Origin of the sequence: Prauserella flavalba, assembly GCF_003202235.1 — a bacterium.
GTDB classification, from domain to species: Bacteria; Actinomycetota; Actinomycetes; order Mycobacteriales; family Pseudonocardiaceae; genus Prauserella_A; species Prauserella_A flavalba.
Genome location: NZ_MASU01000005.1, coordinates 1,042,480 through 1,065,669, shown reverse-complemented (window position 1 = coordinate 1,065,669; position 23,190 = coordinate 1,042,480). Strand labels below are relative to the sequence as shown.

The window sequence follows — 23,190 nt, the reverse complement described above, 5'->3', positions numbered from 1 at the left end:
CCGGCTCAGCGAATCGCGGCGACCTCGTCGCGCAGTGCCCGCGGCACGACCGGCGGCCGGTCACGAAACCGCGGCAGGACGTGCTCGGCGAACAGTTCCAGCGAGCTGAGCACCTTCTCGTGTGCGAGCCCGCCGAAGCGCATCCAGCAGATCAGGTGCTGCAACCCGGTTTCCTGGTGCAGCGTCTCGATCTCGGCGACCAGCCCTTCGGGCTCGCCGACGTAGAGCACGCCGCTCTCCCGCAGGCCGTCGAGCGTCAGCCCGCCCGCCTCCTCCGAGGCGGCGACCAGCTCGGCGTAGCGCTCGTAGGTGCGGGGCACGTCTGGCCCGCTCGGCACGAGGTCGAGCACGTTGCGGTAGTACCAGGCCAGCGGCTCCGCGACGTTCTCCACGGCCTCCTCCGCGCTGCCCGCGAGATGGATCTGCCAGTTCATCGGGAAGTCCAGCGACAGCGGGTCGCGCCCACCCGCGATGAGCTTGCGTTTGATGTCCACCACGAGCCGGTTCAGCTCGGGCAGCGTCATCAGGGTCGGCGTGATCAGCATGTTGTAGCCCTGCGAGGCGACCAGGTCGAACGTCTGCGGGCTGATCGACGCGACGTACATCGGCGGGGTCGGGCGCTGCACCGGCGTGGGCCTGCACTCCACGGCGTCGATGTCGAAATGCTCGCCCTGGAAGGAGAACGGCTCACCGGTTTTCCGGCTCCACAGCCCGCGGATGATCTCCAGCGCCTCGGCGAACACCTCGCGGCTGACGTCCTGCCGGTCCCCGACGCCCATGTTGTGGAACTCCCCGGGCTGGTATCCGCGGCCCGCTCCGAAGTCCAGCCGCCCGCCGGAGAGCACGTCGACCATCGCGTAGTCCTCGGCCACGCGCACCGGCCAGTCGAACGTGAGGTTGCTGACCGCGATGCCGATCCGCATCCGCTCGGTGCGCTCGGCGACCGCCGCGGCGGCGACCTGCGGAGAGGGCATCGACCCGTAGTCGCTGCCGTGGTGCTCGGCCAGCCACACCTCGTCGAAGCCGAGGTGCTCGGCGTAGCTGATCTGCGCCAGCATCTCGCGGTAGGCCCGGGAGAAGTCGTGGTCGGGACACTCCAGCACGTAGAAGACGCCGAACCTCACGTGGACCTCCCGGCGCGGGCCTTCTCGCGCAGTGCGCGCTTGTCGAGCTTGCCGACGCTGGTCTTCGGCAGCGCTTCGACCACGAGCACCTGCTCGGGCAACCACCAGCGGGGCACCCGCTCGCGGAGACCGGCGAGCAGGCCCGCGGGCTCGGTGCCGTCGGCCGTGCGGTCGAGCACCACGAACGCGAGCGGGCGTTCCTGCCAGCGCTCGTGCGGCACGGCGATCACAGCGGCCTCGGCCACGGCCGGATCGGCCAGCAGCGCCTGCTCCAGCGCCACCGAGCTGATCCACTCACCGCCGCTCTTGATCAGGTCCTTGGCGCGGTCGACGATCTCCAGATAGCCGTCCGGGTCGATCGTGGCGACGTCACCGGTCCGCAGCCAGCCGTCGGCGAAGCTCTCCGGGTGCTCGGCGCGGAAGTACGAGCTCGCCACCCACGGCCCCCGGATCAGCAGCTCGCCCGGGGTCTTGCCGTCGTGCGGCTGGTCCCGGCCCTCGTCGTCGACGAGCCGCCAGCGCAGGCCCGGCAGCAGCCTGCCCTGGGTGCGGACGAACCGCCGCCGCGCCGCGGGGTCGTCGTCGGCCGACGGCAGCGGCCTGGCGAAGGTACCCATCGGGCTGATCTCGGTCATGCCCCAGCCCTGGAACACGGGCACGCCGAGGTCCTCGGTGAAGGTGCGCACGAGCGCGTCGCTCGGCGGGGAGCCGCCGAGCACGAGCGCGCGGAGACTGCTCAGGTCGGTGCCGTGCGCGAGGGCGTGCCGGGCCAGGTCGACGGCGACGGTCGGCACCATGCCCGTGTAGGTCACCCGCTCCGCCTCGATGATCCGAGCGATGTCCCGCGGCGCCGGGCGCGGTCCTGGCAGCACCTGGTTCGCCCCGGTCATCAGCGCGGCGAACGGGACGCCCCAGGCGTTGGCGTGGAACATCGGCACGACGTGCAACACGGTGTCGCGCTCGCTGATCGCGTGCCCGTCGGCGAGGCACGCGGCGAAGGTGTGCAGGTACAGCGAGCGATGCGAGTAGCCGACGCCCTTGGGCGGGCCCGTGGTGCCCGACGTGTAGCAGAGCGCGGCGAGGTCGTTCTCGTCCACGCCGGGCGGACCGGACAGCGGCGAACCGGTCTCGATCATGTCCTCGTAGTCCAGCACGCCCGGCGCGCTGCCGTCCGTGCCGACCACGAACATGCCGGGCCGGGCCGCGCGCGCCTGCTCGAGCGCGGGCAGCAGCGCCGTGTCGGCCACCACGACCCGGTCGTCCGCGTGGTCGAGGATGTAGGCGATCTCGCCGGGTTCCAGCCGCAGGTTCACCGTGTGCAGCACCGCGCCCGCCAGCGGCACGGCCAGGTAGAGCTCCAGGTGGCGATCGTGGTTCCACGCCAGGGTGGCGACCCGGTCGCCGGGCCGAACCCCCAGCTCCCGCAGCGCGCCGGCGAGCCGGGCGACCCGGTCGTAGTAGTCGCGGTAGCGGTAGCGGCGCCTGAGCCCGCCGTCGCCGTACTGCACGATCTCCTTGCCGGGGAACAGTTCCCGCGAGCGATCGAGCAGGTCGGTGAGCAGCAGGGGAGTGGTCACGCCGCCACCTCGACGGCGAGTCGCTGCCGCACCTGCGGCACCACCTTCGTGGCCAGGAGCTCCACGCGCGCAGAGCCGCTGTCCACCGGCTCACCGGGCAGCTGGGCCCAGAAGTGGACGTCCTTGATCTGCGGCCGGTCCCGCAGCAGCGTGGTCAGCTCGTCGACCGCCGTGGCCGGGTCCCACAGCTGGAAGGCACCGGCCTCGAGGATCTGTCCCGGGTCGGTGAAGCGGGGGACCTCGTCCGGCGGGCCGAAGGCGCCCCAGGAGATGTAGTTGTTCAGCTGGTACAGCGCGTGCTCGCCGATCCGGGACCATTCGCGTTCGGGGTCCTCCGCGATCACCGCCCACTGGCCCGCGTAGATCTCGCCGTCCTCGGGCGACTTCCCGACGCGCTCCAGGGCATCCACATAGGACTGATGGTGGGCGTTCTGGGTGCTGAGGAAGCCGTCGCCGATGCGGGCGGCCCGCTCGATCGCGCGGTCGGCCATCGCGCCGACGAGCAGCTTCGGCGTCCGCTCCGGCGCCGGGGTGACGCGCACCGAGGGCAGCCGGAACCGCTTGCCCTCGAACGGTTCGTCGCCGCCGTCCCACGCCCGGCGGATCAGCGCGACGCTCTCCTCGAGCAGGCTCGGCCGGTGGCGCAGGTCGCGCTCGAACGCCGCGAACTCCGGCGCCCAGTAGCCCTGGCCGACCCCGAGCTCGAACCGGCCGCCGGTGAGCAACGAGACCGTGGCGGCGTCCTCGGCGAGGCGCACGGGATTGTGCAGGGGAGCGACGATGAGGTTGGTGCCGATCGTCATCGTGGAGGTGCGTTCACCGATCGCCGCCGCCAGCGCGAACGGTGACGGCGTGTAGCCGTCGTCGCAGAAGTGGTGCTCGGTCAGCCAGACGGAGCCCAGGCCGAGCCCCTCGGCCCAGGCGATCTGGTCGAGCGCCTCCCGGTAGAGGGTGCTGAACGGACGATGCCAGCGCTCGGGGTTGCGGAAGTCGTACCAGAGTCCGAAGGTGCGGTCCTGCTCGCTCACGCCGTCTCCTTTGTCGACGTTGCCGGTGCCCGTCGAGCGTGCCCCGCCGGGCGCGGGGTGCCCAAGGCGAACCGGAGGCTGTGGTTGTGGAGAACTCCAAATCACGCGCCGAGGCCCGCCGCGGCGGCCGCCTCGTCCAGCAGCGCGGGCACGTCGTGCTCCAGCGCCGCGGCGTAGGGGGTGTCCAGCTCGCCGGCGAGGTACTGCGAGTAGGCCGCCTCGACGATGGCCGCGAGCTTGAACAGCGCCAGGCAGACGTAGTACCCGATGTTCTCCACGGGCCTGCCCACCGCGTCGCGGTAGCGCGCGAGGAGATGCTCGCGGGTGGGCGCGCCCGGCAGGCGCGAGACGGCCTGAATGGCGGGCATGCCGGGGCGGGGCCGTTCGCCCCAGAACGCGAGCAGCAGCCCGAGGTCGAGCAGCGGATCGCCGATCGTGGCCAGCTCCCAGTCGATCACGGCGAGCAGCCGGGGCTCGTCCACCGAGAACAGGCAGTTGTCGAGGTGGAAGTCCCCGTGCAGCAGCGCGGGCGGGCCCTCGTCGGGACGGTTCTCCTCCAGCCACCGGGCGACGCGCGGCAGCATGGGCAGCGGGCGGCGGGCGATGCCCTCCCATTGCCGGTACCAGCGGGGCACCTGCCGTTCGAGGAAGTTCGCCGGGCGGCCGAAGTCGCCGAGCCCCGCCGCCCGCCAGTCCGCGAGGTGGATCGCCGCGAGCACGTCCACGACCTCGTCGGCCAGCCGCGTGAGCGCGTCCGGGTGTCCGCGGTAGGCCTCCGGCAGCTCGCTGGTGATCGACACCGCGCCGGGTACGTGCTCCATGACCAGGAACGGCGCCATCGGCACGCCCGCGTCGTCGCACAGCGCGACCGGGCGCGGCGCGGCGACCGCGGTGTGCTCCAGCGCGGCGAGCAGCCGGTGTTCCCTGGCGACGCTGTGCGCGGAGGCCGACAGCGCGTGGCGGGGCGGCCTCCGCAGCACGTACTCGGTGTCGGCGCACGTCAGGAGGCAGGTTTCGTTGGAGTTGCCGCCGGTGAGGCGGCGCAGCTCCCACGGCCCCGGCCTGCCGGTGTGCCCGGTGAGCCAGTCCGCGACCGGGCGGTCCAATGCCGTGGCGGTCATTGCGCGGCCAGCGCGAGGTCGAGCTGCCCCCGGAACCGCTCCAGCGCCGCGGCGCGCCGGGTCGGGACGTGCTCGGTCGGGACTGTGCGGGCCGAGTATTTCTTGAGCAGCCGTTTCGCGACCGTCACGCGGTGGACTTCGTCCGGACCGTCGTAGATCCGTGCCGCGCGCGCCCAGCGGTACATCTGCTCCAGCGGCAGGTCTGTCGAGAAGCCCAATGATCCATGCACCTGGATCGCCCGGTCGATCACGTCGTGCAGCACGGTCGCGCCGTGATACTTGATCATCGCGATGTCGGTGCGGGCCTCCTTGGCGCCGACCTGGTCGATCTTCCACGCCGTCCGCAGCGTCAGCAGGCGGGCCGACTCGATCGCCGCGGCCGAGTCGGCCACCCAGTTCTGCACGGTCTGCTTCTCGGAGAGCAGGCTGCCGTGCACGTCGATGCTCACGGCACGCTCGCACAGCATGTCGAAGGCCCTGCGGCAGACGCCGATCCAGCGCATGCAGTGGTGGATGCGTCCGGGACCGAGCCGCTTCTGGGCGAGCGCGAACGCCTCGCCGCGCCCGCCGAGCAGGTTCTCCGCGGGCACCCGCACGTCGTGGTAGCCGACCTCGCAGTGCGACCACACGGGGTTGCGATGCTCCGGGTCGTTCATGAGGCCGAGCTCGCGCGTCTCGATGCCGGCAACGCCGGTCGGCACGATGAGCATCGACATGCGGTGGTGCGGCGGCGCGTCGGGCTCGGTGACCGCCATGACGATGTGGAAGTCGGCGCGCGAGGCGTTGCCGACGAACCACTTGCGCCCGTTCAGCACCCACTCGTCACCGTCGAGCCTTGCCGAGGTGGTGAATTGCCGGGGGTCCGAGCCGGTGCCCTGCTCGGTCATCGAGAACGCGCTCAGCAGCGTCCCGTCGAGCAGCGGGTGCATCCAGCGGGCACGCTGCTCGTCGGTGCCGGCGAGCGCGAGCAGCTCGGCGTTGCCCGAGTCCGGCGCCTGGCAGCCGAAGACGTACGGCGCCAGCTCGCTCGTGCCCAGGATCTCGTGCAGCAGACCGAGCTTCAGCTGCCCGTACCCCTGGCCGCCGAGCTCGGGACCGAGGTGGGCGGCCCACAGGCCGTGCTCCTTGACCCGCTGCTGCAACGGAGCGGCGAGCCTCCGGAACCCGGCGTGGTCCAGGTCGAGCACCTCGAGCGGGTAGATCTCCTCGCGCACGAAGTCCCGCGCCCAGTCCAGCTTCGCCGCGAACTCCGGTTCGGTGGAGAAGTCCCAGGTCATCTGCCGCCCTCTCGATCCGCTGTCGATGAATGCGGATCAACGCTAGGAACGTCGCAGGCCCGGAGGCCACCACTCGCGGTGGCGGGCTTTGTGGACTCCCACAGCGGGGGTCAGATGCGCTCGATCACCACGCGCATGCACTGGGTCCGGCCGCAGCACGGAACCCCGCACTGCTGCTTGCCGGTCGGGCGCAGGCACCCCACACAGAGCCCGTCGACCACCTTCTTCGTCGTCCGCACCACCTTGCCCTTGCGGGTGGCGACCTTGTCGGCGGACTTGTCGAGCGCGCGTGCGACCCCGGCCCAGATTCCCATCTCCGGTCTCCTCCATGCGACTGGCGACACTGCGTGACCTAAATGTCACTCGCCGCATGCGGGAACTCAAGAAGGTTCCACCTGACGGGTTGCCGCGCCGGCAGCGCCGACGATGCTCAGCGCGAAGGCGCTGTACTGCCACACCAGCGTGTCCTCGCTGTATTCGCCGTCTTCGCGGTACCAGACGGCGACGCCCATGCCGAGGTCGAGGATCGCGTAGGAGGCGAGCTTGACCGAGGCGACCTGGAAGGCACCCGTGGCGACGCCCGCCTCGACGAGCTCGCGGAACGCGGCCTCGTACTCGGAACGCAGGGCCAGCACCCGGCCGCGATGGGGCTCCACCAGCGCGCGGATCTCCCGGTTGCCGACGAACGCCTCGAGCCGGTGCCGCGCGTGGTAGCGGACGTGGGCCTCGGTGGCGCGCCGCAGGCGTTCCACGGGGTCGGTGGTGGTGCCGACGGCCGCGCGGTGCGCGGTGAGCAATTCCGTCATCGTGGCGGTCATGAGCCGCGCGAGGACGTCCTGCTTGGAGTCGACGTGCTTGTACAGGCTCGGGGCGCGCATCCCGACCGCCGCGCCGATGTCGGCCATCGTCGTGGCTTCGTATCCCTTGCGGGTGAACAGCTCGAGCGCCGCCGTCCGGATGTCGGCGAACCGGTCCACGTCATCTCCCTCTCCGCGAGCTAATTCATGTTAGCGGACTCCGGAGCTGTGTTTGATTCCGTCAGAGAAGGCCACTACCGTCACGGCTAATATCCATTAGCTAGCGTGGAGGCGTCATGGCCGTCGACCTCACCCCCAGCCCGGACGTCGCCGAGCTCGCGCGGCGCACCGCCGAGTTCGTCCGCGAGGTGGTGATCCCCGTCGAGGAGGCGAACGACGGCGTCGCGCGGTCGGAGGAGATCCGGGCGGCGCTGCAGTCCGGTGCGAAGGACGCCGGGGTCTTCGCCCCGCACGTCGGCACCGAGTACGGCGGGCATGGGCTCGACATGCGTGGCCGGGCCGCCGTGTTCGAGGAAGCCGGCTACTCGCTGCTGGGCCCGCTCGCCCTCAACATCGCCGCGCCGGACGAGGGCAACATGCACATGCTCGAGGCGATCGCGACCGGCGAGCAGAAGGAGCGCTACCTCCGGCCGCTCGCGACGGGGGACATCCGGTCGTGCTTCGCGATGACCGAGCCCGCGCCCGGGGCGGGCTCCGACCCGGGCGCCCTCACCACCCGCGCCACCCGCGTGCCGGGTGGCTGGCGCATCGACGGCCGCAAGTGGTTCATCACCGGCGCGGACGGCGCCGGGTTCGCCATCTGCATGGCCAGGACATCCGGTGAGCCTGGCGAGACTGGGGGAGCGACCATGTTCCTCGTCGACGCCGACAACCCCGGGATGACGTCGGTGCGGCACATCGACACGCTGGACGAGAGCCTGTACGGCGGGCACATCGAGCTCGTCTTCGACAACTGCGTGGTGCCGGATGAGGCGGTGCTCGGCGAGGTCGACGAAGGCTTCCGCTACGCCCAGGTGCGGCTCGGGCCCGCGCGGATGACGCACTGCATGCGCTGGCTGGGCATCGCCAGGCGCGCTCAGGACATCGCGGTCGCGCGCGCCGCGGAGCGCGAGCTGTTCGGCTCCCGCCTCGGTGAGCTGGGGATGGTGCAGCAGCTGATCGCCGACAGCGAGATCGACATCGCCGCGTGCAGGGGGCTCATCCTGCAGGCCTGCTGGGAGTTGGACCAGGGTCGCTCGGCGTCGCAGTCCACGTCGATCGCCAAGACGTTCTGTGCCGAGGCGATCTGGCGCGTGGTCGACCGCGCGGTGCAGATCTGCGGATCGCTGGGCATCTCGGGCGACCTGCTGCTGGGCCGGTTCCTGCGGGAGGTGCGGCCCTTCCGGATCTACGACGGGCCTTCCGAGACGCATCGCTGGGCCATCGCCCGGCGGGTCCTGCGGCGCCACGACGCGAAGGCGGCCCGATGAGCGCCGACCAGTCCACACTGGACGGACTCGACCTGCCCGCGCTGGAGGCGTTCTTCGCCGAGCACGTCCCCGGCTTCGGCGGCACGTTGAACGGCCGGCTGCTGCAGGGCGGGCGGTCGAACCTCACCTACCTGCTCTCCGACGGACGGCGGCGCTGGGTGCTGCGCCGCCCGCCGCTGGGCGGGCTCACGCCGTCGGCGCACGACATGGGCCGCGAGTACCGGGTGGTCGCCGCATTGGGGGCGAGCGACGTGCCGGTCGCGCGTGCCGTCGCGTTCGCCGAGGCGGACGTGCTCGGGGTGCCGTGCTCGATCGTCGAGTACGTCGAGGGCACCGTGCTGCGCACCACCGAGCAGCTGCACGCACTCTCCGATGCGGACATCGCGCGCTGCGCACATGGTCTCGTGGACGCGCTGGCCCGCCTGCACGCCGTGGCGCCGGACGAGGTGGGTCTCGGCGACTTCGGGCGCCCGGAGGGCTACCTGGGGCGCCAGGTGCGGCGCTGGCGCGATCAGTGGGAACGCGTGCGCACTCGCCCGCTCGCCGACATCGAGACCCTCCACGCCCGGCTCGCCGACCGGTGCCCGCCCGAGAGCGGCGCGTCGATCGTGCACGGCGACTTCCGGATCGACAACGCCATTCTCGACCCCGGTGACCCGGGACGCGTGCTGGCGATCGTGGACTGGGAGATGGCGACGCTCGGCGATCCGCTGGCCGACCTCGGCCTGCACCTCGTCTACGCCGACCCCGCGTTCGCGCCCGTGCTCGCGGGCTCCGCACCGTCCACGAGCGACCGCCTGCCACCGGTGGACCAGCTCGCGCAGCGGTACGCGGAGGTGGCCGGACGGGACATCGGCCGCCTCGACTTCTACCTCGGGCTCGGCTACTTCAAGATCGCCGTGATCGCCGAGGGTATCCACGCCCGGTTCCAGCAGGGCCTGACCAGGGGGTCGGGCTTCGAGCGCGTGGGCGAGGCGGTGGCCCCGCTGGCCGCCGCCGGACTCCGCGTGCTGGCAACGAATTCCTGAAGGAGATGCCGTGCCGAACGTACTCGACCTCTTCCGCCTCGACGGCAAGGTCGCCGTGGTCACGGGTGCCAGCTCGGGACTGGGCGCCGGGTTCGCGGTGGCGCTCGCCCAGGCGGGCGCCGACGTGGTGCTCGCGGCGCGGCGGACCGACCGGCTGTCGGAGGTCGCCGGGAAGGTGCGCGCGGAGGGAAGGCGTGCGCTGGCGGTCGCCGCCGACGTCACCGACCCGGACAGCTGCACCGCGCTGGCCGAGGCGGCGACCGCGGAGTTCGGCCGCGTCGACGTACTCGTGAACAACGCGGGGGTGGGCACCGCCGTGCCGGCGCTGCGCGAGTCTCCCGACGAGTTCCGCCGCGTGATCGACGTCAACCTCAATGGTGCCTACTGGGCCGCCCAGGCCTGCGGCCGGGTGATGGGGCCCGGTTCGAGCATCGTGAACATCAGCAGTGTGCTGGCACTGGTCAAGTCGTATGCGCCGCAGGCCGCCTACGCCGCGAGCAAGGCGGGCGTGCTCGGGCTCACCCGCGACCTCGCGCAGCAGTGGTCCGGCCGTAAGGGAATCCGGGTCAATGCCATCGCGCCGGGATACTTCGCCAGCGAGATGACGGAGGAGATCCCCGACGACGTCCTGCTGCCCTTCCTCAAGCAGACCAGTCCGCTGGGCAGGCTCGGGGTGCAGCACGAGCTGGACGCGGCCGTGGTGTTCCTGGCGAGCCCGGCGTCGTCCTACATCACCGGCGTCACGCTCGCCGTGGACGGTGGCATGTCCGGGCACTGAGCCGCCGCAGCGGCCCAGTGCCCGGTGCGTCAGCCGTAGTCGCACCACTCCACGAGCCGGCCGTCGTCGCCGAAGGTCATCAGCGAGGCGACGTTGAGCGAGCAGTGTTCGCCCGCCTTGCCGAAGCCGGGCACGTCGACGGCCGCCGTGCCCTGCCACACGGTCTCGCGGAAGACCGTGCGGCCGCTGACCGCCCAGCGCGTGGTCTTGCCGATCGAGCGGTCAGGAAACGCCTTGCCCATCGCGTCGATCGTCGCGAACATCTTCTCGCGGCCCTGCGCGCCGACGCCGCGGTTCTGGTGAACGACGGTCACGTCCTCGTGCACGAGCTCCCGCAGGGCGTCGTAGTCGAGCGCGTTCCACGCGGCCACCACCGCGTGTGCGCGGTCGAGCAGGGCCTGGTCCGGTGCTGTCATGGGTCAGCTCACCTCGATCGAGAACTCGTGGATGCCCCGGGTCGGCATGGAGAAATGCTGGATGTCCTGGCCGGGCGCGAGCCGGAAGCGCGGAGCCCGCTCCAGCAGCCGGTCCAGTGCGGTGCGCATCATCAGCCGCGCGTGGTTGGCGCCGAGGCAGCGGTGCGGGCCGACACTGAACGCGACGTGCCGCACCTCGTCGCGGTGCAGGTTCCACGTGTGCGGGTCGGGGAAGCGCTCCGGGTCGCGGTTGGCGCCGTTGTAGCTCGTCCACACCTTCGCCCCGGCCTCCAGCGGCACCCCGGCCAGCTCGGTGTCCACGGTGGCCGTTCGCTGCAGCGCCGTGACGTTCGCGAACATGCGCAGGCCCTCCTCGACGGCGGCCGGCACGAGACTCCGGTCGCCGGCCAGTTCGGCCAGGTCGTCCGGATGGCTCGCGAGATGATGCACGATGCCGCCGAGCACGGTGCCGACCGACTCGGTGCCCGCGATGGCCAGCGGGACCACCACGGCCGTACGCTCGGCCAGCGTCGGCTCCCTGCCACCGATCTCGGTGACCGCGCAGACCGCGCTCACCAGGTCGTCGGGCAGCGGGTTGGCCATGCGCTCGCGAACCAGGTCCTCGGCCGCCTTGTTGATGCTCACGAACGCCGCACCGGCGATCTCCGGTGTCTCACCGACGAATAGGTCGTGGCTCCAGTGCATCCAGTCGTCGATCTCGCTGCCCGGCAGGTGCAGGATCTCGGAGAAGACGACCTTCAGCTGCAGCGGCCGGAGGAAGTCGGCCATCACATGGAAGCGGCCGGCGGACAGTGCCGCGTCGAGCAGCTCGTCGGTGACCGCGCGGATCGTGGGCTCGTACTCCGATACACGTTTCGTGGTCAGGTACGGGTCGATCAGCTTCCGCCAGTCGGTCTGCACCGGCGGGTCGAGGTCCTCGGGCAGGAACCGGCCCTCGTTCTTCGGCGGCTCTGCACGGTTGTCGCCGCCGAGGATCGCGACGCCGTGCTCGGACGAGTACGTCGTGGTGTCGCGCAGCACCGAGAACACGTCCGCGAACCGCGTCGCGAAGTAGCACGGCGTGCTGCCCTGGGTGTGCACCCCGAGCGAGGCGTTCTGCTGGAGGTGTCCGATGGTCTGCCAGAACTCGGCGTTGAACTCGGGCGACCAGACGTCGACCGGGCAGAGCTTCTTCCCGGTGCTCGGCTGCTCGGTGGTCACGATGCGTCCTCCACCTCGATGGCGAACTCGGGGCAGGTGCCCGCGATCTCCTTGGCCCTGGCGGCGTCCATGGGCTCGGTGCTGGTGAGCACCGCGAGCCCGTCGTCGTCAGCGTCGATGACATCGGGCGCGATCTCGTAGCAGCGCCCGTGCCCCTGGCACATGCCGAGGTCGATTCGAAGTTGTGCGCGCATGGCTGGCTCCTGTACTGGGTCAGGCGCGGGCGAGCTGCCCGCAGTCGATGGGAATGGCGACGCCCGAGACGTACCGGGCCTCGTCGGAGGCGAGCCACAGCACGGCGTTGCTGACGTCCTCGGGCTCGACCCACGGGGCGGGCAGCAGCGTGAGCGTGCCGTACGCCTTCGCCGCATCCTCTTCGGTGGGGTTCTCGACGTCGGGGATGAACATCTTGAGCAACGTGTCGTTCATCGCCATCGGCGTGTTGACGGTGCCGGGGTTGACGGAGTTGACCCGGATCCCGCTCGGGCCGAGCTCGTTGGCGAGGCTCAGCATCAGCCCCTGCAGACCGTGCTTGGACGCGCCGTAGTGGGCCATGCCCGGCACGCCGCGGAGGCCGACGGTGGAGCTGACGAAGACGATGGAGCCGCTGCGCCGCTCCAGCATTCCCGGGATCACGGCCTTCGCCGCGTGGAACGCCCCCACGAGGTTGGTGCCGAGGATGTCGTCCCACTGCTTGTCGGTGAGCTCGTGTGCCGCGCTCTGGTTGGCGATCCCGGCGTTCGAGACCAGGATGTCGATCTTGCCGAACTCGCCGAGCGCCTCGGCGACCACGGCGTCCATAGTGGTCTGGTCGCGCACGTCGCCCGCCCTGGCGATGACGCGGCGGCCCTCTTTCTCGACCAGCCGTACCGTCTCGGCCAGGTCGTCCGGCGTGCCCTGGCCGTACAGCAGCTCCGGCTGGTCTCGACACAGGTCGACGGCGACGATGTCGGCACCCTCCTGCGCGAGCCGCACGGCGTGGGACCGGCCCTGCCCGCGAGCGGCCCCGGTGATCAGCGCGACGCGCCCGGATACCCGTCCCATAGTCCCTCATTTCATTCCGACGCCGATGTCGGCGTGATTTCCGAAACCACGATTGCGGCGAGACGGTAGTGGCCCACGCCACAGGCTGTCAATATTCCTCATGATGTTTCGCTGGCTTGCGAGAACTTCCTCATGAGGATTACCGTCCTCTGCCAGGTGAGCCGATGGAGGTCGCACATGTCAGTAGCCAGGGGTAACGGCACCGGCCGGATGCGTGGGCAGCAAGCCGTGGTCACCGGTGGCAGCAAGGGCATCGGCTTCGGCATCGCGGAGCTGTTCGTCGCGGAGGGAGCCGACGTGGTGCTCGCCGCGCGCGACAAACAGGCGCTCGATGACGCCGCAGGGCGGCTGCGCGCGCACGCGGGGGAGGGGCAGCGGGTCGAGACGGTCGTGGCCGACACGGCCGATCGCGCGGGCGTGGCCGACCTGTTCGGCTACCTCGCGGCCGAGCTGTCCGTGCTCAACGTTTTCGTGGCCAACGTCGGTTACGGGATCTTCCGGCCGTTTCTCGAGGTGTCCGATGAGGACTGGCGCGGCATCGTGGACACCAACCTCACCGGTACGTTCCGCTGCACGCAGGCCGCCGCGAAGCTCATGCGCGACCGGCCGGCGGAGAACCGCTCGATCGTGGTGGTCTCCTCGATTCGCGCTCAGGGGGCGCGGCCCGGCACGCTGCCCTACTCCAGCACGAAGGCCGGGCTCAACCAGCTGGTGCGTGTGGCCGCGTACGAGCTCGCGCCACTGGGCATCCGCGTCAACGCGGTGTCACCCGGCCTCGTGGTGACGCCGATGGCGCTGGCCAACAACCCGAAGGCCGAGGAACTGGGTGCCGAACTGGCCCCGCTGGGCAGGGCCGGACTGCCCGCCGACGTCGCGCAGGGCGTGCTCTACGTCGCGGACCCGGCGGCGTCGTTCGTGACGGGTACCAACGTGGTCGTGGATGGGGGAGAGTCGTTGTGGTGAAAGGGCTCTAGCGCCACTCGATGGTCTTGTCGAGCAACTCGGGAAAGCGCTCCCGGTAGCTCGTCGTCACGGTGACGATGTGCTCCTCCATGAGGGTCGAAGCCTTCCTCGGCCGCCCGGCGATGATCGCCTCGGCGACCGCCGTGTGGGCGTGGAGCATGTGATCGCTTTCGGCGACCGGGTCGATGCTCTCCAGCACGTGGTCGGTGACGATGTGGGTCACCGCCTGCGTGAGCAGGGTCAGGACGCGGTTGCCGCTCAGCAGCGCGATCACCGCGTGGAAGTTGTTGAGGTCCTCGAAGACCTCGTCGCGCTGGTGCTGCTCGCGGTCGTAGTCCAGGAAAGGGGCGAACGCCTCGGCCTTGCGGGCGCGGTCGGGCAGGCGGGCGACCTTGGCCGACAGCGGTGGCTCCAGAATCTCCCAGGTGTCGAACAGCTCGCCGTAGGTCGCCCCGCTCAGCTTGAAGTAGAGCGTCGCCGTGCGCGCGAGGTAGGCGGCGTTGAGTGGTTCGACCATCGGCCCGCCGCCGGGTCCGCGGCGGATGACGATCAGGCCCTGGACCTCCAGCAGTCGCAGCGCCTCACGCAGGGTCTCCCTGCTGACGTTGTAGTGGGCGAGCATCTCCGCCTCAGAAGGCAGCCGGTCACCCACCTGCAGCCGGTCGTCGACGATGTCGCGCACGATCGCGGCGGCCGCCAGCTCGGAGGACTTGGGGCCGCGCTGAGCGGTGGTGCCGTTCCTGGCGTGCGCCTGGCGGTACTGCGATCCCGGGCGGTAGAGGATGGGGATTCCGGGTCGGGGGAAGGCCGTGTCCACCGCTTTGCTCATCGAACGATCCTACATTGCTCATGAGCTTAGGGACCGGATGGCGCGACCCCCAGTTCAGCGGCGGCCCGTGCCAGGGAATTCCGGCGATCGTCCTGGCCGGGCCCTTTCCAGACCTGGTCGGCCCACACCACCAGATCGGTCATCCCCTCCGCGGCGAACCGCCCGGCCAGCACCGGATCGGGCCGTTCGATGCGGAACCAGCACCGCAACGGCGTCGTGCGGCCCTCTGCGGCATCCGCGGCGGCGAGCTGGTCACGCAGCCGGGCCGCGGTGTCGTAGTCCAGTGTGCCGGAGCTGAGCCAGCCGTCGGCAAGCCGCGCGGCGCGGCGCAGCGCGGGCCCGGAGTTGCCGCCGAGAACCAGCGGAACGCGCACCGGGTGCTCCGAAAGGTGCACCCGCCCGAAGCGGAAATGCTTGCCGGAGTGGGAGAACCAGCCACCACGCCAGGCCGCCCTGAGGACGTCGACGCATTCCTCCATGCGGCTGAACCGCGTGCGGAAGTCGATGCCGAGCGCGGCGAACTCGGCCTCCAGCCAGCCGGCGCCGATGCCGAGGTGGAACCTGCCGCCCGCCAGTTGCTGCACGGTGCTCACCACGCGGGCCGTGGCCAGCGGATGCCGCAGCGGCAGCAGGTACACCCCCGTCGCGAGCGTGATCCGGCGCGTGCGGGCAGCGGCTGCGGCGAGCGTGGTGAGCGGGTCGACGAGGCGCACGGCCGGGTCGAGCAGGCCTCCGGTGTGGTGCCGTGGCTGGCCTTCGGTGGCCGGGTGGGCGGTCTCGTTCGCCGATTCCGGCGCGAGCACGTGCTCGCCGAGCCACAGTGTGTCGAAGCCGAGCCCGTCCGCGGCGGCGGCCAGTTCGGTGAAATCGGCCGCGTCGACGTCGTAGGCGCTGATGCCGACCCGAAAAGAGTCCGTCATGCGCATGCACCTTACGGCGAATCTCACGTAATATGAACCTGACGTCGAAGTCGCCGACGCGCGCGCGGCTCCGACGGGGGAGTGGAGCCCGGGCCGATCTCCCACGCCCGCGCCCTTCGCGGCGATAGCATCCGGTTTGCCAGCGCGCCGACACCGAACACGGGGACTCACGCCATGACCGACATCGACGCCGTCCGTCCGTTGCCAGCGACCGCCAGGGGCAGGCGGAGCAGGCAGGCGCTGCTGGACGCGGCGAAGACGGTCTTCGCCCGCGATGGCTTCGCCGACGCGCGGATCACCGACATCGCCGACACGGCCGGCGCCGCCCACGGGTCGTTCTACACCTACTTCGACTCGAAGGAAGAGATCTTCGTGGCGCTGCTGAGGGAACTCGAGGAGGAGCTGTGGCACCCCGCCGAGCGCTCCTCGGACGAGCCCAGCGCCGCCGACCCGTACGGGCAGATCCTCCGTGCCAACCGCGCCTATCTGAAGGCGTACCGGCAGGACCGCGCGATCATGATCGTGTGGGAGCAGGTGGCGACGCTCAATCCCGAGGTGGAGCGGCTGCGCCGGGACGCCGCCGACCGGTTCGCCCACCGGATCGCGGTCGCGATCGAACACTGGCAGCAGAAGGGAATCGCCGACCCCGCGCTCGATCCCGAGTACGCCGCGGTGGCGCTCACCGGAATGGTCAGCAACTTCGTGTACCGCTGGTCCGCCCGCGACGCGGACTACGACCTCGACACCGCCGCCGAGCAGCTGTCGGTGTTGTGGGCCAACGCCCTGGGTGTCCGCAGGCCGTCGGCGAACCCATGAGCACGCGGCGCCGCTGACCGAGGCCGTCCGCGCCCCTATTCCTCATGAGGGTTGACAGGGGGTGAGGTGCGCCATAATCTCGGTCTATTCCTCATGAGCAATTCGCTCGCTGAGGGACGTCCGTCAATGGCGAAAGGACCGCGGCACCGTGACCTCGAGCAGGCAATGGCAGCTGGTGCGCAGGCCGGTCGGTGAGCCCACCGACGACGACGTGGCCCTGGTGCCGGTCGACGTTCCCGATCCCGGGCCCGGCGAGGTGCTCGTCCGCAACGCCGTCATGTCGGTGGAGCCGTACATGCGCGGCCGGATGAGTGAGGCCAGGTCCTATGTGGAGCCCTACGCGCTCGGCGAGCCCATGAGCGGACATGCGGTGGGCGAGGTCATCGCCTCCGCTGATCCGGTGTTGCCCGAGGGTAGCTGGGTACGGCACGAACTGGGCTGGCGGGAGGTCGCGCTGGTGAAGGCCGCCGAGGCCGAACCGGTCGATGTGCGCGGTTTCGACCCCGCCCTGCACCTGGGCGTGCTCGGCCAGACCGGCCTGACGGCCTACGCCGGGCTCCTGCGCATCGCGTCGCTGAAGCCCGGCGAGACGGTGTTCGTGTCCGCCGCGGCTGGTGCCGTCGGTGCCACGGCGGTGCAGATCGCCAAGGCCAAGGGCTGCACGGTGATCGGCAGTGCGGGATCGGCGGAGAAAGTGGCGTTCCTGACCCGGGAACTGGGTGCCGACGCGGCCTTCGACTACCACGACGGGGCGGTGCGCGATCTGCTCGCCGCCGCGCTGGAGCGGGCGGGTGCCGCCGGGATCGACGTGTACTTCGACAACGTCGGTGGCGAGCAGCTGGAATGCGCCATCCGGTGTATGCGGGAGGAGGGCCGCATCGCGCTGTGCGGGGCCATCTCCACCTACAACGCGACGGAGCCCGTACCCGGGCCGCGCAACCTGCTGCTCATGATCTGGCGGCGCCTGCGCATGGAGGGCTTCCTCGTCACCCGGCACCTCGACCTGCGGCCGGACTTCGAGCGGGACATGGCCGGCTGGCTGTGCTCCGGCGCGATCCGCTCCGTGGAGACGACGGTGCGGGGTGGGATCACCCAGGCGTGGCCCGCGTTCCTGGACATGCTCGGCGGCGGCAACGTCGGGAAGACGGTGGTGTCGCTGACGGACAGGACGGAGGGCTGAGGTGGTGACCGTGGATCGCAGGCCGCGGCAGCGGCGAGGCCCGCTCGCCGGACTCGTGGTGGCCGACTTCTGCTGGATGGGTGTGGGTGCCGTCGCGACGCGCATGCTCGCCGACTTCGGCGCCGACGTCATCAAGATCGAGGACCGGACCCGGCTCGACATGCCGCGGAGGCTCCCGTTCTACAAGGGCGACGTGCGCACCTACGGCGAGGAGGACCCCAACCCGGACCCCGACAAGGGCGGGCTGTTCAACAACTACAACCGCAACAAGCTCGGCGTCACCATCAACATGCGCACCGAGCGCGGGCGCGAGGTCGCCGAACGGCTGATCGCGGCGTCGTCGGTGGTCACCGAGAACTTCGCGCCCGGCGTGATGGAGCGCTGGGGCCTGACCTACGAGCACCTGTGCGAACTGCGCCCCGACGTGATCTTCGCGCGCATGAGCGGGTACGGCCACCGCGGCCCGCACACGGAGTACCGCAGCTACGGCCCCGTGATCCAGGCCGTCAGCGGCCTGACCCACATCAGCGGGCTGCCGGGACGCGAGCCCAGCGGCTGGGGCTTCTCCTACATGGACAACCAGGCCGCCTACTACAACTCGGCGGCGATCATGATGGCCGTGCTCCACCGCGAGCTGACCGGAGCGGGGACTCTCATCGACGTGTCGGCGGTGGAGGTCGGCATCAACCTGCTCGGGCCGGACCTGCTCGACGTCGCGGCGAACGGCGCGGTCACCCGGCGGCCGGACTTCCCAACGGGCAACCGCCTCGAGCATCCGCGGGCCGCGCCGCACGGCGTGTACCCGGCCGCGGGCGACGACCGGTGGATCGCCATCGCCGTGTTCGACGACGCCGACTGGAAAGCCCTCGTCGCCGAACTGGGATCGCCGGAATGGACGGCCGACCCCCGGTTCGCCACACAGGCGGGCCGCTTCGCCAGCCAGGACGCGCTCGACGAGCACCTCTCGGCGTGGACCCGGGAGCGCGACGCGCACGAGACCATGCACCGGCTGCAGGCCGCGGGTGTCGCCGCAGGCGCGGTGCAGAACTCCCGGGACCTCGACGAGCGGGACCCCCAGCTGGCCCACCGGGGGACGTTCTTCGACCTCGACCACCCCGTGATCGGCGAGGCCCGCTTCGAGGGCAGCCCGGTGCTGTTCTCGCGCACCGAGCAGGACAACTGGCGCTCCGCACCGCTGCTGGGCGAGGACAACGAGTACGTGTTCACCACGCTGCTCGGGATGCCTGCGGACGAGGTCGCCGAACTGACCGAGGAGGGGATCCTGTGACGACAGCGGGCACCAACCCGTACGCGGCGCTCACGGTCGTCGAGCTGTCCGAGGACCCGGCCGGGGAGTACACCGGCAAGCTGCTGGCCGACCAGGGTGCCGACGTGGTGAAGGTGGAGCCGCCGGGCGGCGCCGCCAGCAGGCGGACCGGGCCCTTCGTACGCGGGCGCGACGACGCCGAGGCGAGCCTGAATTTCCGCTGGTACAACACGAGCAAGCGCAGCGTGGTGCTCGACGAGTCCACAGCGGACGGACGAGCCGCCCTCGCCGCGCTCATCGCGGATGCGGACGTGCTGATCACCGGGCGGTCGACGGTGTGCGGGCTCGGCCCGCACGCGCTCGCGGAGGCCCATCCCCGGCTGATCGTGCTGGCGGTGACGCCGTTCGGGCTGGACGGCCCGTGGGCGTCGTACCGGTCCAGCGATCTGGTGGGGCTCGCGCTGGGCGGGCCGCTCAACTCCTGCGGCTACGACGACCATTCCATTCCGCCGATCCGGCCGGGCGGCAACCAGGGCTACGCCACCGCCGCGAGTTTCGCCCACACCGGGCTGCTGCTGGCCCTGCTCCAGCGGACGCGGGACGGCAGGGGACAGGTCGTGGACGTGTCGATGCACTCCGCGCTCGCGGTGAGCGGGGAACTGGCCAACCCCTTCTGGTTCTACCCCAGGGCGATCGTGCGACGGCAGACGTGCCGGCACGCACAGCCCTCACCGACACAGCCCGCACTGTTCCAGTGCGCCGACGGGCGGTGGGTCTACTTCGCACTCATCCTCGCGGACCAGAAGCCGTGGCAGGCGCTGGTCGACTGGATGGACTCGCTGGGGCTCGCCGCGGACCTCGTGGAGCCCGAGTACGCCGACCTCGCGCACCGGCAGGCCAACTTCTCCCACGTGCAGGAACTGGTCGAGGTATTCTTCCTGCTGCTGGACGGCGACACGGCCTACCACGAGGGACAGCGGCGCGGTCTGCCCATCGGCATCACCAACGCGCCGGAGGAGCTGTTCGGTGACGAGCACCTGGCCGCGCGGGGCTTCTTCGTCGAGGTGGAGCAGGACGGCGGTGAGCCCGCGCTCCAGCCGGGAAGCCCGTTCTGGTTCAGCGCGTTCTCCGCCGAGGGACCCCGCCGCGCGCCCCGGCTCGGCGAGCACACCGAGGCGGTGCTGGGCCGATGACCGGCTACTCGCACCGGGACCGCTGCGCGATCACCGGCATCGGGGCCACCGAGTTCTCCAAGGACAGCGGGCGCAGCGAGCTGACGCTCGCCACCGAGGCGGCGCGGGCGGCGCTCGCCGACGCCGGGCTCACCGTCGCCGACGTCGACGGCGTGGTCTCGTGCGACCACGACTTGGTGTCCTACAGCGGAATCGCGGAGTCGCTCGGCATCCCCGACCTGACCTACTGGGGGCAGACGGGGCCCGGCGGATCGGGCCCCTGCGCGATGGTCGGCCAGGCCGTCGCGGCCATCCTGTCGGGCCAGGCCACCACCGTGCTCGTGTACCGCGCGCTCAACGGCCGCTCCGGGCGCCGCTTCGGCCAGGGCACTCCCGACCCGGCGGCGAGGGTCGGCGGGCAGGGTGGCTACGAGGAGTTCTTCGCGCCCTACGGACTCGTGACACCGGGGCAGTTCTTCGCGCTGCTCGCCCAGCGACATATGGCGACATACGGAACGAGACACGAGGCGCTCGCGCACATCGCGGTCGCCTGCCGGGAGGCGGCGAACCGCAACCCGGCGGCGCAGATGCACGACCGGGTGCTGACGCTGGAGGAGTGCGCGATCGCGCGGCCCATCTCGCTGCCGCTGCGCCTGTTCGACTTCTGCCTGGAGACCGACGGTGCGTGCGCGGTGATCGTCACCGCGGCGGAGCGGGCGGCCGACTCGCCGCACCCGGCGGTACTGGTCCGCGCGGTCACGCAGTCCACCGGGCCACGGGTGCAGCCCGGGGTCATGTACCCGATGCTCCAGCGGCCCGACGTCACGGTCACGCCGTCGGCGACGGCCGCGCGGACGCTGTTCTCCCGGGCGGGGCTCGGTCCGTCCGATGTGGATGTCGCGCAGTTCTACGACTGCTTCACGATCACGGTCCTGCTGCAGCTGGAGGACTTCGGGTTCTGCGCCAAGGGCGAGGGTGGACCGTTCGCCGAGAGCGGAGCGCTGCGGCGGGGCGGTTCGCTGCCGAGCAATACCGCGGGCGGCAACATGTCCGAGGGCTACGTCCACGGGATGAACCACGTGCTGGAAGGCGTGCGGCAATTGCGGGGCACGTCGACCTCGCAGGTGGAGGGCGCCGAGGTGAGCCTCGTGACCTCGGCGCCGCCACCGGGAACCTCCGCGTTGCTGCTGGTGAAGGGATGACGTCCGTGGCGTTCACCGACATCGTGGCCCACCCGCTGCTGCCGGCCGAGCACGACCGTGACACCGCCGGGTTCTTCGCCGCGGCCCGCAGGGGTGAGCTGGTACTCAGGTTCTGCACGGCGTGCGACCAGGTGCTGCACCTGCCCCGGCAGGCGTGCTTCGCGTGTGGTGGCAACGAGAGCGAGTGGCGACCGGTCCCGGGCCGGGGCCACCTGTACGCGTGGACGGTGGTGACGCACCAGGTTCACCCGGCGTTCGCGGTCCCGTACACCGTGGTGGTGGTCGACGTGGACGGTCAGCCGGACGGCACGCGGCTCGTGGGGCGCCTGGCCGGGGAGCCGGTCCTGACCGCGGGGCAGCCCATGCGGGTGCGCTTCGACCGGGCCGAGGACGGCACCGTGGTGCCCAACTGGGAGCCGGGCGACTGAGCGACCGCTCGCGCCGGCGCGCTCCGCCCCGAGGTGACGGTCACAGCTCGGTAATCATTCTCCGCGAGGCTCAGACAAGAACTTGACGTCGGATTCGTGTTCACTCATCCTAGTGACACACGCGGGCAGCCGGAGGGCGGCGCCCGCAGTCAACCTCCGGGGACGGTCAATGGTGACTACCGATCGGACAGACGCGACTTCAGCCAAGTACACGGAAGCCGAACTGGCGGCCGTCGGCCGCCGGGCGAGCATCGCCGCAGCGGCCGGAACCGCTGTCGAGTACTACGACTTCGCCGTGTACGGCTACCTGACGGTCGTGCTCGCGCCGCTGTTCTTCCCAGGCGAGAGCAGCGCCGCGGGCCTGCTGTCGACGCTCGCCGTGTTCGGCAGCGGCTTTCTCGCCCGCCCGGTCGGCGGGCTGGTGTTCGGCAGGCTCGGCGACCGCGTCGGCAGGCGGCGGGTGCTGCTCATCACCGTGGTCATGATGGGCGTGGCGACCGTCCTCACGGGACTCCTGCCCACCTACGCCGCGCTCGGTGTCGCCGCGCCGATCCTGCTGGCGGTGCTGCGCGTGCTGCAGGGTTTCTCGGCCGGCGGGGAGATCGGCGGCGCGGCCGCACTGGTCGCCGAGTCCGCGCCACGCAAGCGCCGCGGCCTGTTCGGCTCCGCGACGTCGATCGGTATCGCGGTGGGCATGTCGTCGGCGGCCGTGGTGGTGGGGCTCGTCAGTCTCTTCGCCGGCTCCGCCATGACCACGTGGGCGTGGCGGATTCCGTTCCTCGTGGCGTTCCCGCTGCTCGTGCTGTGCCTCGTGTACCGCATGCGGATCGAGGACTCGCCGATCTTCAAGGAGCTCGTCGCCGAGAACGAGCCACCGAAGGCGCCCGTGACCGAGGTGGTGCGCCGCCACCCGAAGGCGGTGTTCCAGGTGATCGGGATCGCCTTCGGGCAGATGGTCGCCGGCGGGCTCGGCTCGGTGTACCTCGTGGTGCACTTCGCGCAGCTGGACTACGCGCTCTCTGGTACCACGTGGCTGATCGCGGTGATCGCGATCATGCCGGTGGCGCTCATGCCGTGGTCGGGAAGCCTGTCCGACCGGCTCGGCAGGCGCCGTGTCCTCGCGTTCGGCTTCGCGGGCTTCGCGGTGCTCGCCGTACCGTGCTTCTGGTTGATGCAGCAGGGAAACCTGGCACTCGCGCTCGTGGCCGGGCTCGTCCTGAACGTGCCGTACGGCGTGGTGCAGGGCGTCGCGTACACGATCTTCGCGGAGCTGTTCCCGACCCGCGTGCGCTACAGCGGGATCTCACTGGGCTTCAACCTCGCCGGCGTCATCGGTGCCGCGCCGTACCAGCTCATCGCGACATGGCTCGTCGCCACCACCGGCAGCACGCTCAGCCCCGCCTTCTACATGATCTTCGCGTCGGTGGTCACCCTGCTGACCCTGTGGACGGTGCCCGAGACGGCGGGGGACAACCTCCGCGCGTCGGCGCCGTGACGGGCGGCCCAACGGGA

The 23,190-nt window shown here is 71.0% G+C and carries 24 protein-coding genes; 11 read left to right on the top strand and 13 right to left on the bottom strand.

Annotated features, from left to right (window positions below):
* Positions 1-5: 5 nt before the first annotated feature.
* The 7 genes from BA062_RS12590 to BA062_RS12560 form a co-directional block, all read right to left on the bottom strand.
* Positions 6-1,124, bottom strand: coding sequence for an LLM class flavin-dependent oxidoreductase (locus BA062_RS12590; RefSeq protein ID WP_110336226.1), 1,119 nt, complete (start codon positions 1,122-1,124; stop codon positions 6-8).
* Positions 1,121-2,701 carry a long-chain-fatty-acid--CoA ligase gene (locus BA062_RS12585; RefSeq protein WP_110336225.1) on the bottom strand — a complete coding sequence of 527 codons (1,581 nt, stop codon included), beginning with the start codon at positions 2,699-2,701 and terminating at the stop codon, positions 1,121-1,123. Before BA062_RS12585 ends, BA062_RS12590 begins: the two co-directional genes overlap by 4 nt.
* Positions 2,698-3,729, bottom strand: coding sequence for an LLM class flavin-dependent oxidoreductase (locus tag BA062_RS12580; protein WP_110336224.1), 1,032 nt, complete (start codon positions 3,727-3,729; stop codon positions 2,698-2,700). The genes BA062_RS12585 and BA062_RS12580 overlap by 4 nt, the downstream gene beginning before the upstream one ends.
* 101 nt (positions 3,730-3,830) lie before the next feature.
* Positions 3,831-4,850 carry a phosphotransferase family protein gene (locus BA062_RS12575; RefSeq protein ID WP_110336223.1) on the bottom strand — a complete coding sequence of 340 codons (1,020 nt, stop codon included), beginning with the start codon at positions 4,848-4,850 and terminating at the stop codon, positions 3,831-3,833.
* Entirely contained in the window at positions 4,847-6,127 is a 1,281-nt protein-coding gene (locus BA062_RS12570; RefSeq protein WP_110336222.1) for an acyl-CoA dehydrogenase family protein, read from the bottom strand. Before BA062_RS12570 ends, BA062_RS12575 begins: the two co-directional genes overlap by 4 nt.
* Positions 6,128-6,237: 110 nt before the next feature.
* Entirely contained in the window at positions 6,238-6,441 is a 204-nt protein-coding gene (locus BA062_RS12565; RefSeq protein ID WP_110336221.1) for a hypothetical protein, read from the bottom strand.
* Positions 6,442-6,507: 66 nt separating this feature from the next.
* Entirely contained in the window at positions 6,508-7,104 is a 597-nt protein-coding gene (locus tag BA062_RS12560; RefSeq protein ID WP_110336220.1) for a TetR/AcrR family transcriptional regulator, read from the bottom strand.
* A 116-nt stretch (positions 7,105-7,220) separates the two neighbouring features.
* On the opposite strand from BA062_RS12560, the gene BA062_RS12555 reads away from it, so the two are divergent.
* Genes BA062_RS12555 through BA062_RS12545 form a run of 3 tightly spaced genes read left to right on the top strand, consistent with a single transcriptional unit; the run spans position 7,221 to position 10,220 of the window.
* Positions 7,221-8,414 (top strand): acyl-CoA dehydrogenase family protein, encoded by a 1,194-nt coding sequence (locus tag BA062_RS12555; RefSeq protein WP_110336219.1) that lies wholly within the window; start codon positions 7,221-7,223, stop codon positions 8,412-8,414.
* Positions 8,411-9,442 (top strand): phosphotransferase family protein, encoded by a 1,032-nt coding sequence (locus BA062_RS12550; protein WP_110336218.1) that lies wholly within the window; start codon positions 8,411-8,413, stop codon positions 9,440-9,442. The genes BA062_RS12555 and BA062_RS12550 overlap by 4 nt, the downstream gene beginning before the upstream one ends.
* A 10-nt stretch (positions 9,443-9,452) precedes the next feature.
* Complete coding sequence (locus tag BA062_RS12545) at positions 9,453-10,220, top strand: SDR family NAD(P)-dependent oxidoreductase (protein ID WP_110336217.1); 768 nt, start codon at positions 9,453-9,455, stop codon at positions 10,218-10,220.
* A gap of 29 nt (positions 10,221-10,249) precedes the next feature.
* On the opposite strand, the gene BA062_RS12540 is transcribed toward BA062_RS12545, so the two are convergent.
* Genes BA062_RS12540 through BA062_RS12525 form a run of 4 tightly spaced genes read right to left on the bottom strand, consistent with a single transcriptional unit; the run spans position 10,250 to position 12,901 of the window.
* Entirely contained in the window at positions 10,250-10,636 is a 387-nt protein-coding gene (locus BA062_RS12540; RefSeq protein ID WP_110336216.1) for a nuclear transport factor 2 family protein, read from the bottom strand.
* A 3-nt stretch (positions 10,637-10,639) separates the two neighbouring features.
* The gene (locus BA062_RS12535) at positions 10,640-11,857 is read right to left on the bottom strand and encodes a cytochrome P450 (protein WP_110336215.1); all 1,218 of its coding nucleotides are present in this window, start codon (positions 11,855-11,857) and stop codon (positions 10,640-10,642) included.
* Positions 11,854-12,051 carry a ferredoxin gene (locus BA062_RS12530; protein ID WP_110336214.1) on the bottom strand — a complete coding sequence of 66 codons (198 nt, stop codon included), beginning with the start codon at positions 12,049-12,051 and terminating at the stop codon, positions 11,854-11,856. Before BA062_RS12530 ends, BA062_RS12535 begins: the two co-directional genes overlap by 4 nt.
* 19 nt (positions 12,052-12,070) lie before the next feature.
* Complete coding sequence (locus BA062_RS12525) at positions 12,071-12,901, bottom strand: mycofactocin-coupled SDR family oxidoreductase (protein ID WP_110336213.1); 831 nt, start codon at positions 12,899-12,901, stop codon at positions 12,071-12,073.
* Positions 12,902-13,078: 177 nt separating this feature from the next.
* On the opposite strand from BA062_RS12525, the gene BA062_RS12520 reads away from it, so the two are divergent.
* Positions 13,079-13,864 carry an SDR family NAD(P)-dependent oxidoreductase gene (locus BA062_RS12520; protein WP_110336212.1) on the top strand — a complete coding sequence of 262 codons (786 nt, stop codon included), beginning with the start codon at positions 13,079-13,081 and terminating at the stop codon, positions 13,862-13,864.
* A 7-nt stretch (positions 13,865-13,871) separates the two neighbouring features.
* Here the strand turns inward: BA062_RS12520 and BA062_RS12515 are convergent, their stop codons facing one another.
* Both BA062_RS12515 and BA062_RS12510 read right to left on the bottom strand, forming a co-directional pair.
* On the bottom strand, positions 13,872-14,693 hold the full coding sequence (locus tag BA062_RS12515; protein ID WP_110336211.1) for a FadR/GntR family transcriptional regulator: 822 nt from the start codon (positions 14,691-14,693) through the stop codon (positions 13,872-13,874).
* A 26-nt stretch (positions 14,694-14,719) separates the two neighbouring features.
* Positions 14,720-15,613: a TIGR03619 family F420-dependent LLM class oxidoreductase gene (locus BA062_RS12510; RefSeq protein ID WP_110336210.1), complete on the bottom strand. Its 894-nt coding sequence runs from the start codon at positions 15,611-15,613 to the stop codon at positions 14,720-14,722.
* A 174-nt stretch (positions 15,614-15,787) separates the two neighbouring features.
* Between BA062_RS12510 and BA062_RS12505 the strand changes: the two genes are divergently transcribed.
* The 7 genes from BA062_RS12505 (at position 15,788) to BA062_RS12475 (ending at position 23,173) form a co-directional block, all read left to right on the top strand.
* Positions 15,788-16,429, top strand: a complete 642-nt coding sequence (locus tag BA062_RS12505) for a TetR/AcrR family transcriptional regulator (RefSeq protein ID WP_110336209.1) — start codon at positions 15,788-15,790, stop codon at positions 16,427-16,429.
* A gap of 148 nt (positions 16,430-16,577) precedes the next feature.
* Positions 16,578-17,609 carry an NADP-dependent oxidoreductase gene (locus BA062_RS12500; protein WP_110336208.1) on the top strand — a complete coding sequence of 344 codons (1,032 nt, stop codon included), beginning with the start codon at positions 16,578-16,580 and terminating at the stop codon, positions 17,607-17,609.
* A 1-nt stretch (position 17,610) separates the two neighbouring features.
* Complete coding sequence (locus tag BA062_RS12495) at positions 17,611-18,897, top strand: CaiB/BaiF CoA transferase family protein (RefSeq protein WP_210406825.1); 1,287 nt, start codon at positions 17,611-17,613, stop codon at positions 18,895-18,897.
* Positions 18,894-20,069: a CaiB/BaiF CoA transferase family protein gene (locus tag BA062_RS12490; RefSeq protein WP_110336207.1), complete on the top strand. Its 1,176-nt coding sequence runs from the start codon at positions 18,894-18,896 to the stop codon at positions 20,067-20,069. Before BA062_RS12495 ends, BA062_RS12490 begins: the two co-directional genes overlap by 4 nt.
* Positions 20,066-21,250, top strand: coding sequence for a thiolase C-terminal domain-containing protein (locus tag BA062_RS12485; protein WP_110336206.1), 1,185 nt, complete (start codon positions 20,066-20,068; stop codon positions 21,248-21,250). The genes BA062_RS12490 and BA062_RS12485 overlap by 4 nt, the downstream gene beginning before the upstream one ends.
* Positions 21,247-21,678: a Zn-ribbon domain-containing OB-fold protein gene (locus BA062_RS12480; protein ID WP_110336205.1), complete on the top strand. Its 432-nt coding sequence runs from the start codon at positions 21,247-21,249 to the stop codon at positions 21,676-21,678. Before BA062_RS12485 ends, BA062_RS12480 begins: the two co-directional genes overlap by 4 nt.
* Positions 21,679-21,847: 169 nt before the next feature.
* On the top strand, positions 21,848-23,173 hold the full coding sequence (locus tag BA062_RS12475) for an MFS transporter (RefSeq protein WP_110336204.1): 1,326 nt from the start codon (positions 21,848-21,850) through the stop codon (positions 23,171-23,173).
* The last annotated feature ends 17 nt before the right edge of the window (positions 23,174-23,190 follow it).

Coding starts and splice junctions, on each gene's coding strand:
- BA062_RS12505 (WP_110336209.1), top strand. CDS start 15,788: ATGACCGACATCGACGCCGTCCGTCCGTTGCCAGCGACCGCCAGGGGC.
- BA062_RS12475 (WP_110336204.1), top strand. CDS start 21,848: ATGGTGACTACCGATCGGACAGACGCGACTTCAGCCAAGTACACGGAA.
- BA062_RS12570 (WP_110336222.1), bottom strand. CDS start 6,127: ATGACCTGGGACTTCTCCACCGAACCGGAGTTCGCGGCGAAGCTGGAC.
- BA062_RS12540 (WP_110336216.1), bottom strand. CDS start 10,636: ATGACAGCACCGGACCAGGCCCTGCTCGACCGCGCACACGCGGTGGTG.
- BA062_RS12565 (WP_110336221.1), bottom strand. CDS start 6,441: ATGGGAATCTGGGCCGGGGTCGCACGCGCGCTCGACAAGTCCGCCGAC.
- BA062_RS12515 (WP_110336211.1), bottom strand. CDS start 14,693: ATGAGCAAAGCGGTGGACACGGCCTTCCCCCGACCCGGAATCCCCATC.
- BA062_RS12485 (WP_110336206.1), top strand. CDS start 20,066: ATGACCGGCTACTCGCACCGGGACCGCTGCGCGATCACCGGCATCGGG.
- BA062_RS12530 (WP_110336214.1), bottom strand. CDS start 12,051: ATGCGCGCACAACTTCGAATCGACCTCGGCATGTGCCAGGGGCACGGG.
- BA062_RS12510 (WP_110336210.1), bottom strand. CDS start 15,613: ATGACGGACTCTTTTCGGGTCGGCATCAGCGCCTACGACGTCGACGCG.
- BA062_RS12525 (WP_110336213.1), bottom strand. CDS start 12,901: ATGGGACGGGTATCCGGGCGCGTCGCGCTGATCACCGGGGCCGCTCGC.
- BA062_RS12575 (WP_110336223.1), bottom strand. CDS start 4,850: ATGACCGCCACGGCATTGGACCGCCCGGTCGCGGACTGGCTCACCGGG.
- BA062_RS12550 (WP_110336218.1), top strand. CDS start 8,411: ATGAGCGCCGACCAGTCCACACTGGACGGACTCGACCTGCCCGCGCTG.
- BA062_RS12480 (WP_110336205.1), top strand. CDS start 21,247: ATGACGTCCGTGGCGTTCACCGACATCGTGGCCCACCCGCTGCTGCCG.
- BA062_RS12555 (WP_110336219.1), top strand. CDS start 7,221: ATGGCCGTCGACCTCACCCCCAGCCCGGACGTCGCCGAGCTCGCGCGG.
- BA062_RS12520 (WP_110336212.1), top strand. CDS start 13,079: ATGTCAGTAGCCAGGGGTAACGGCACCGGCCGGATGCGTGGGCAGCAA.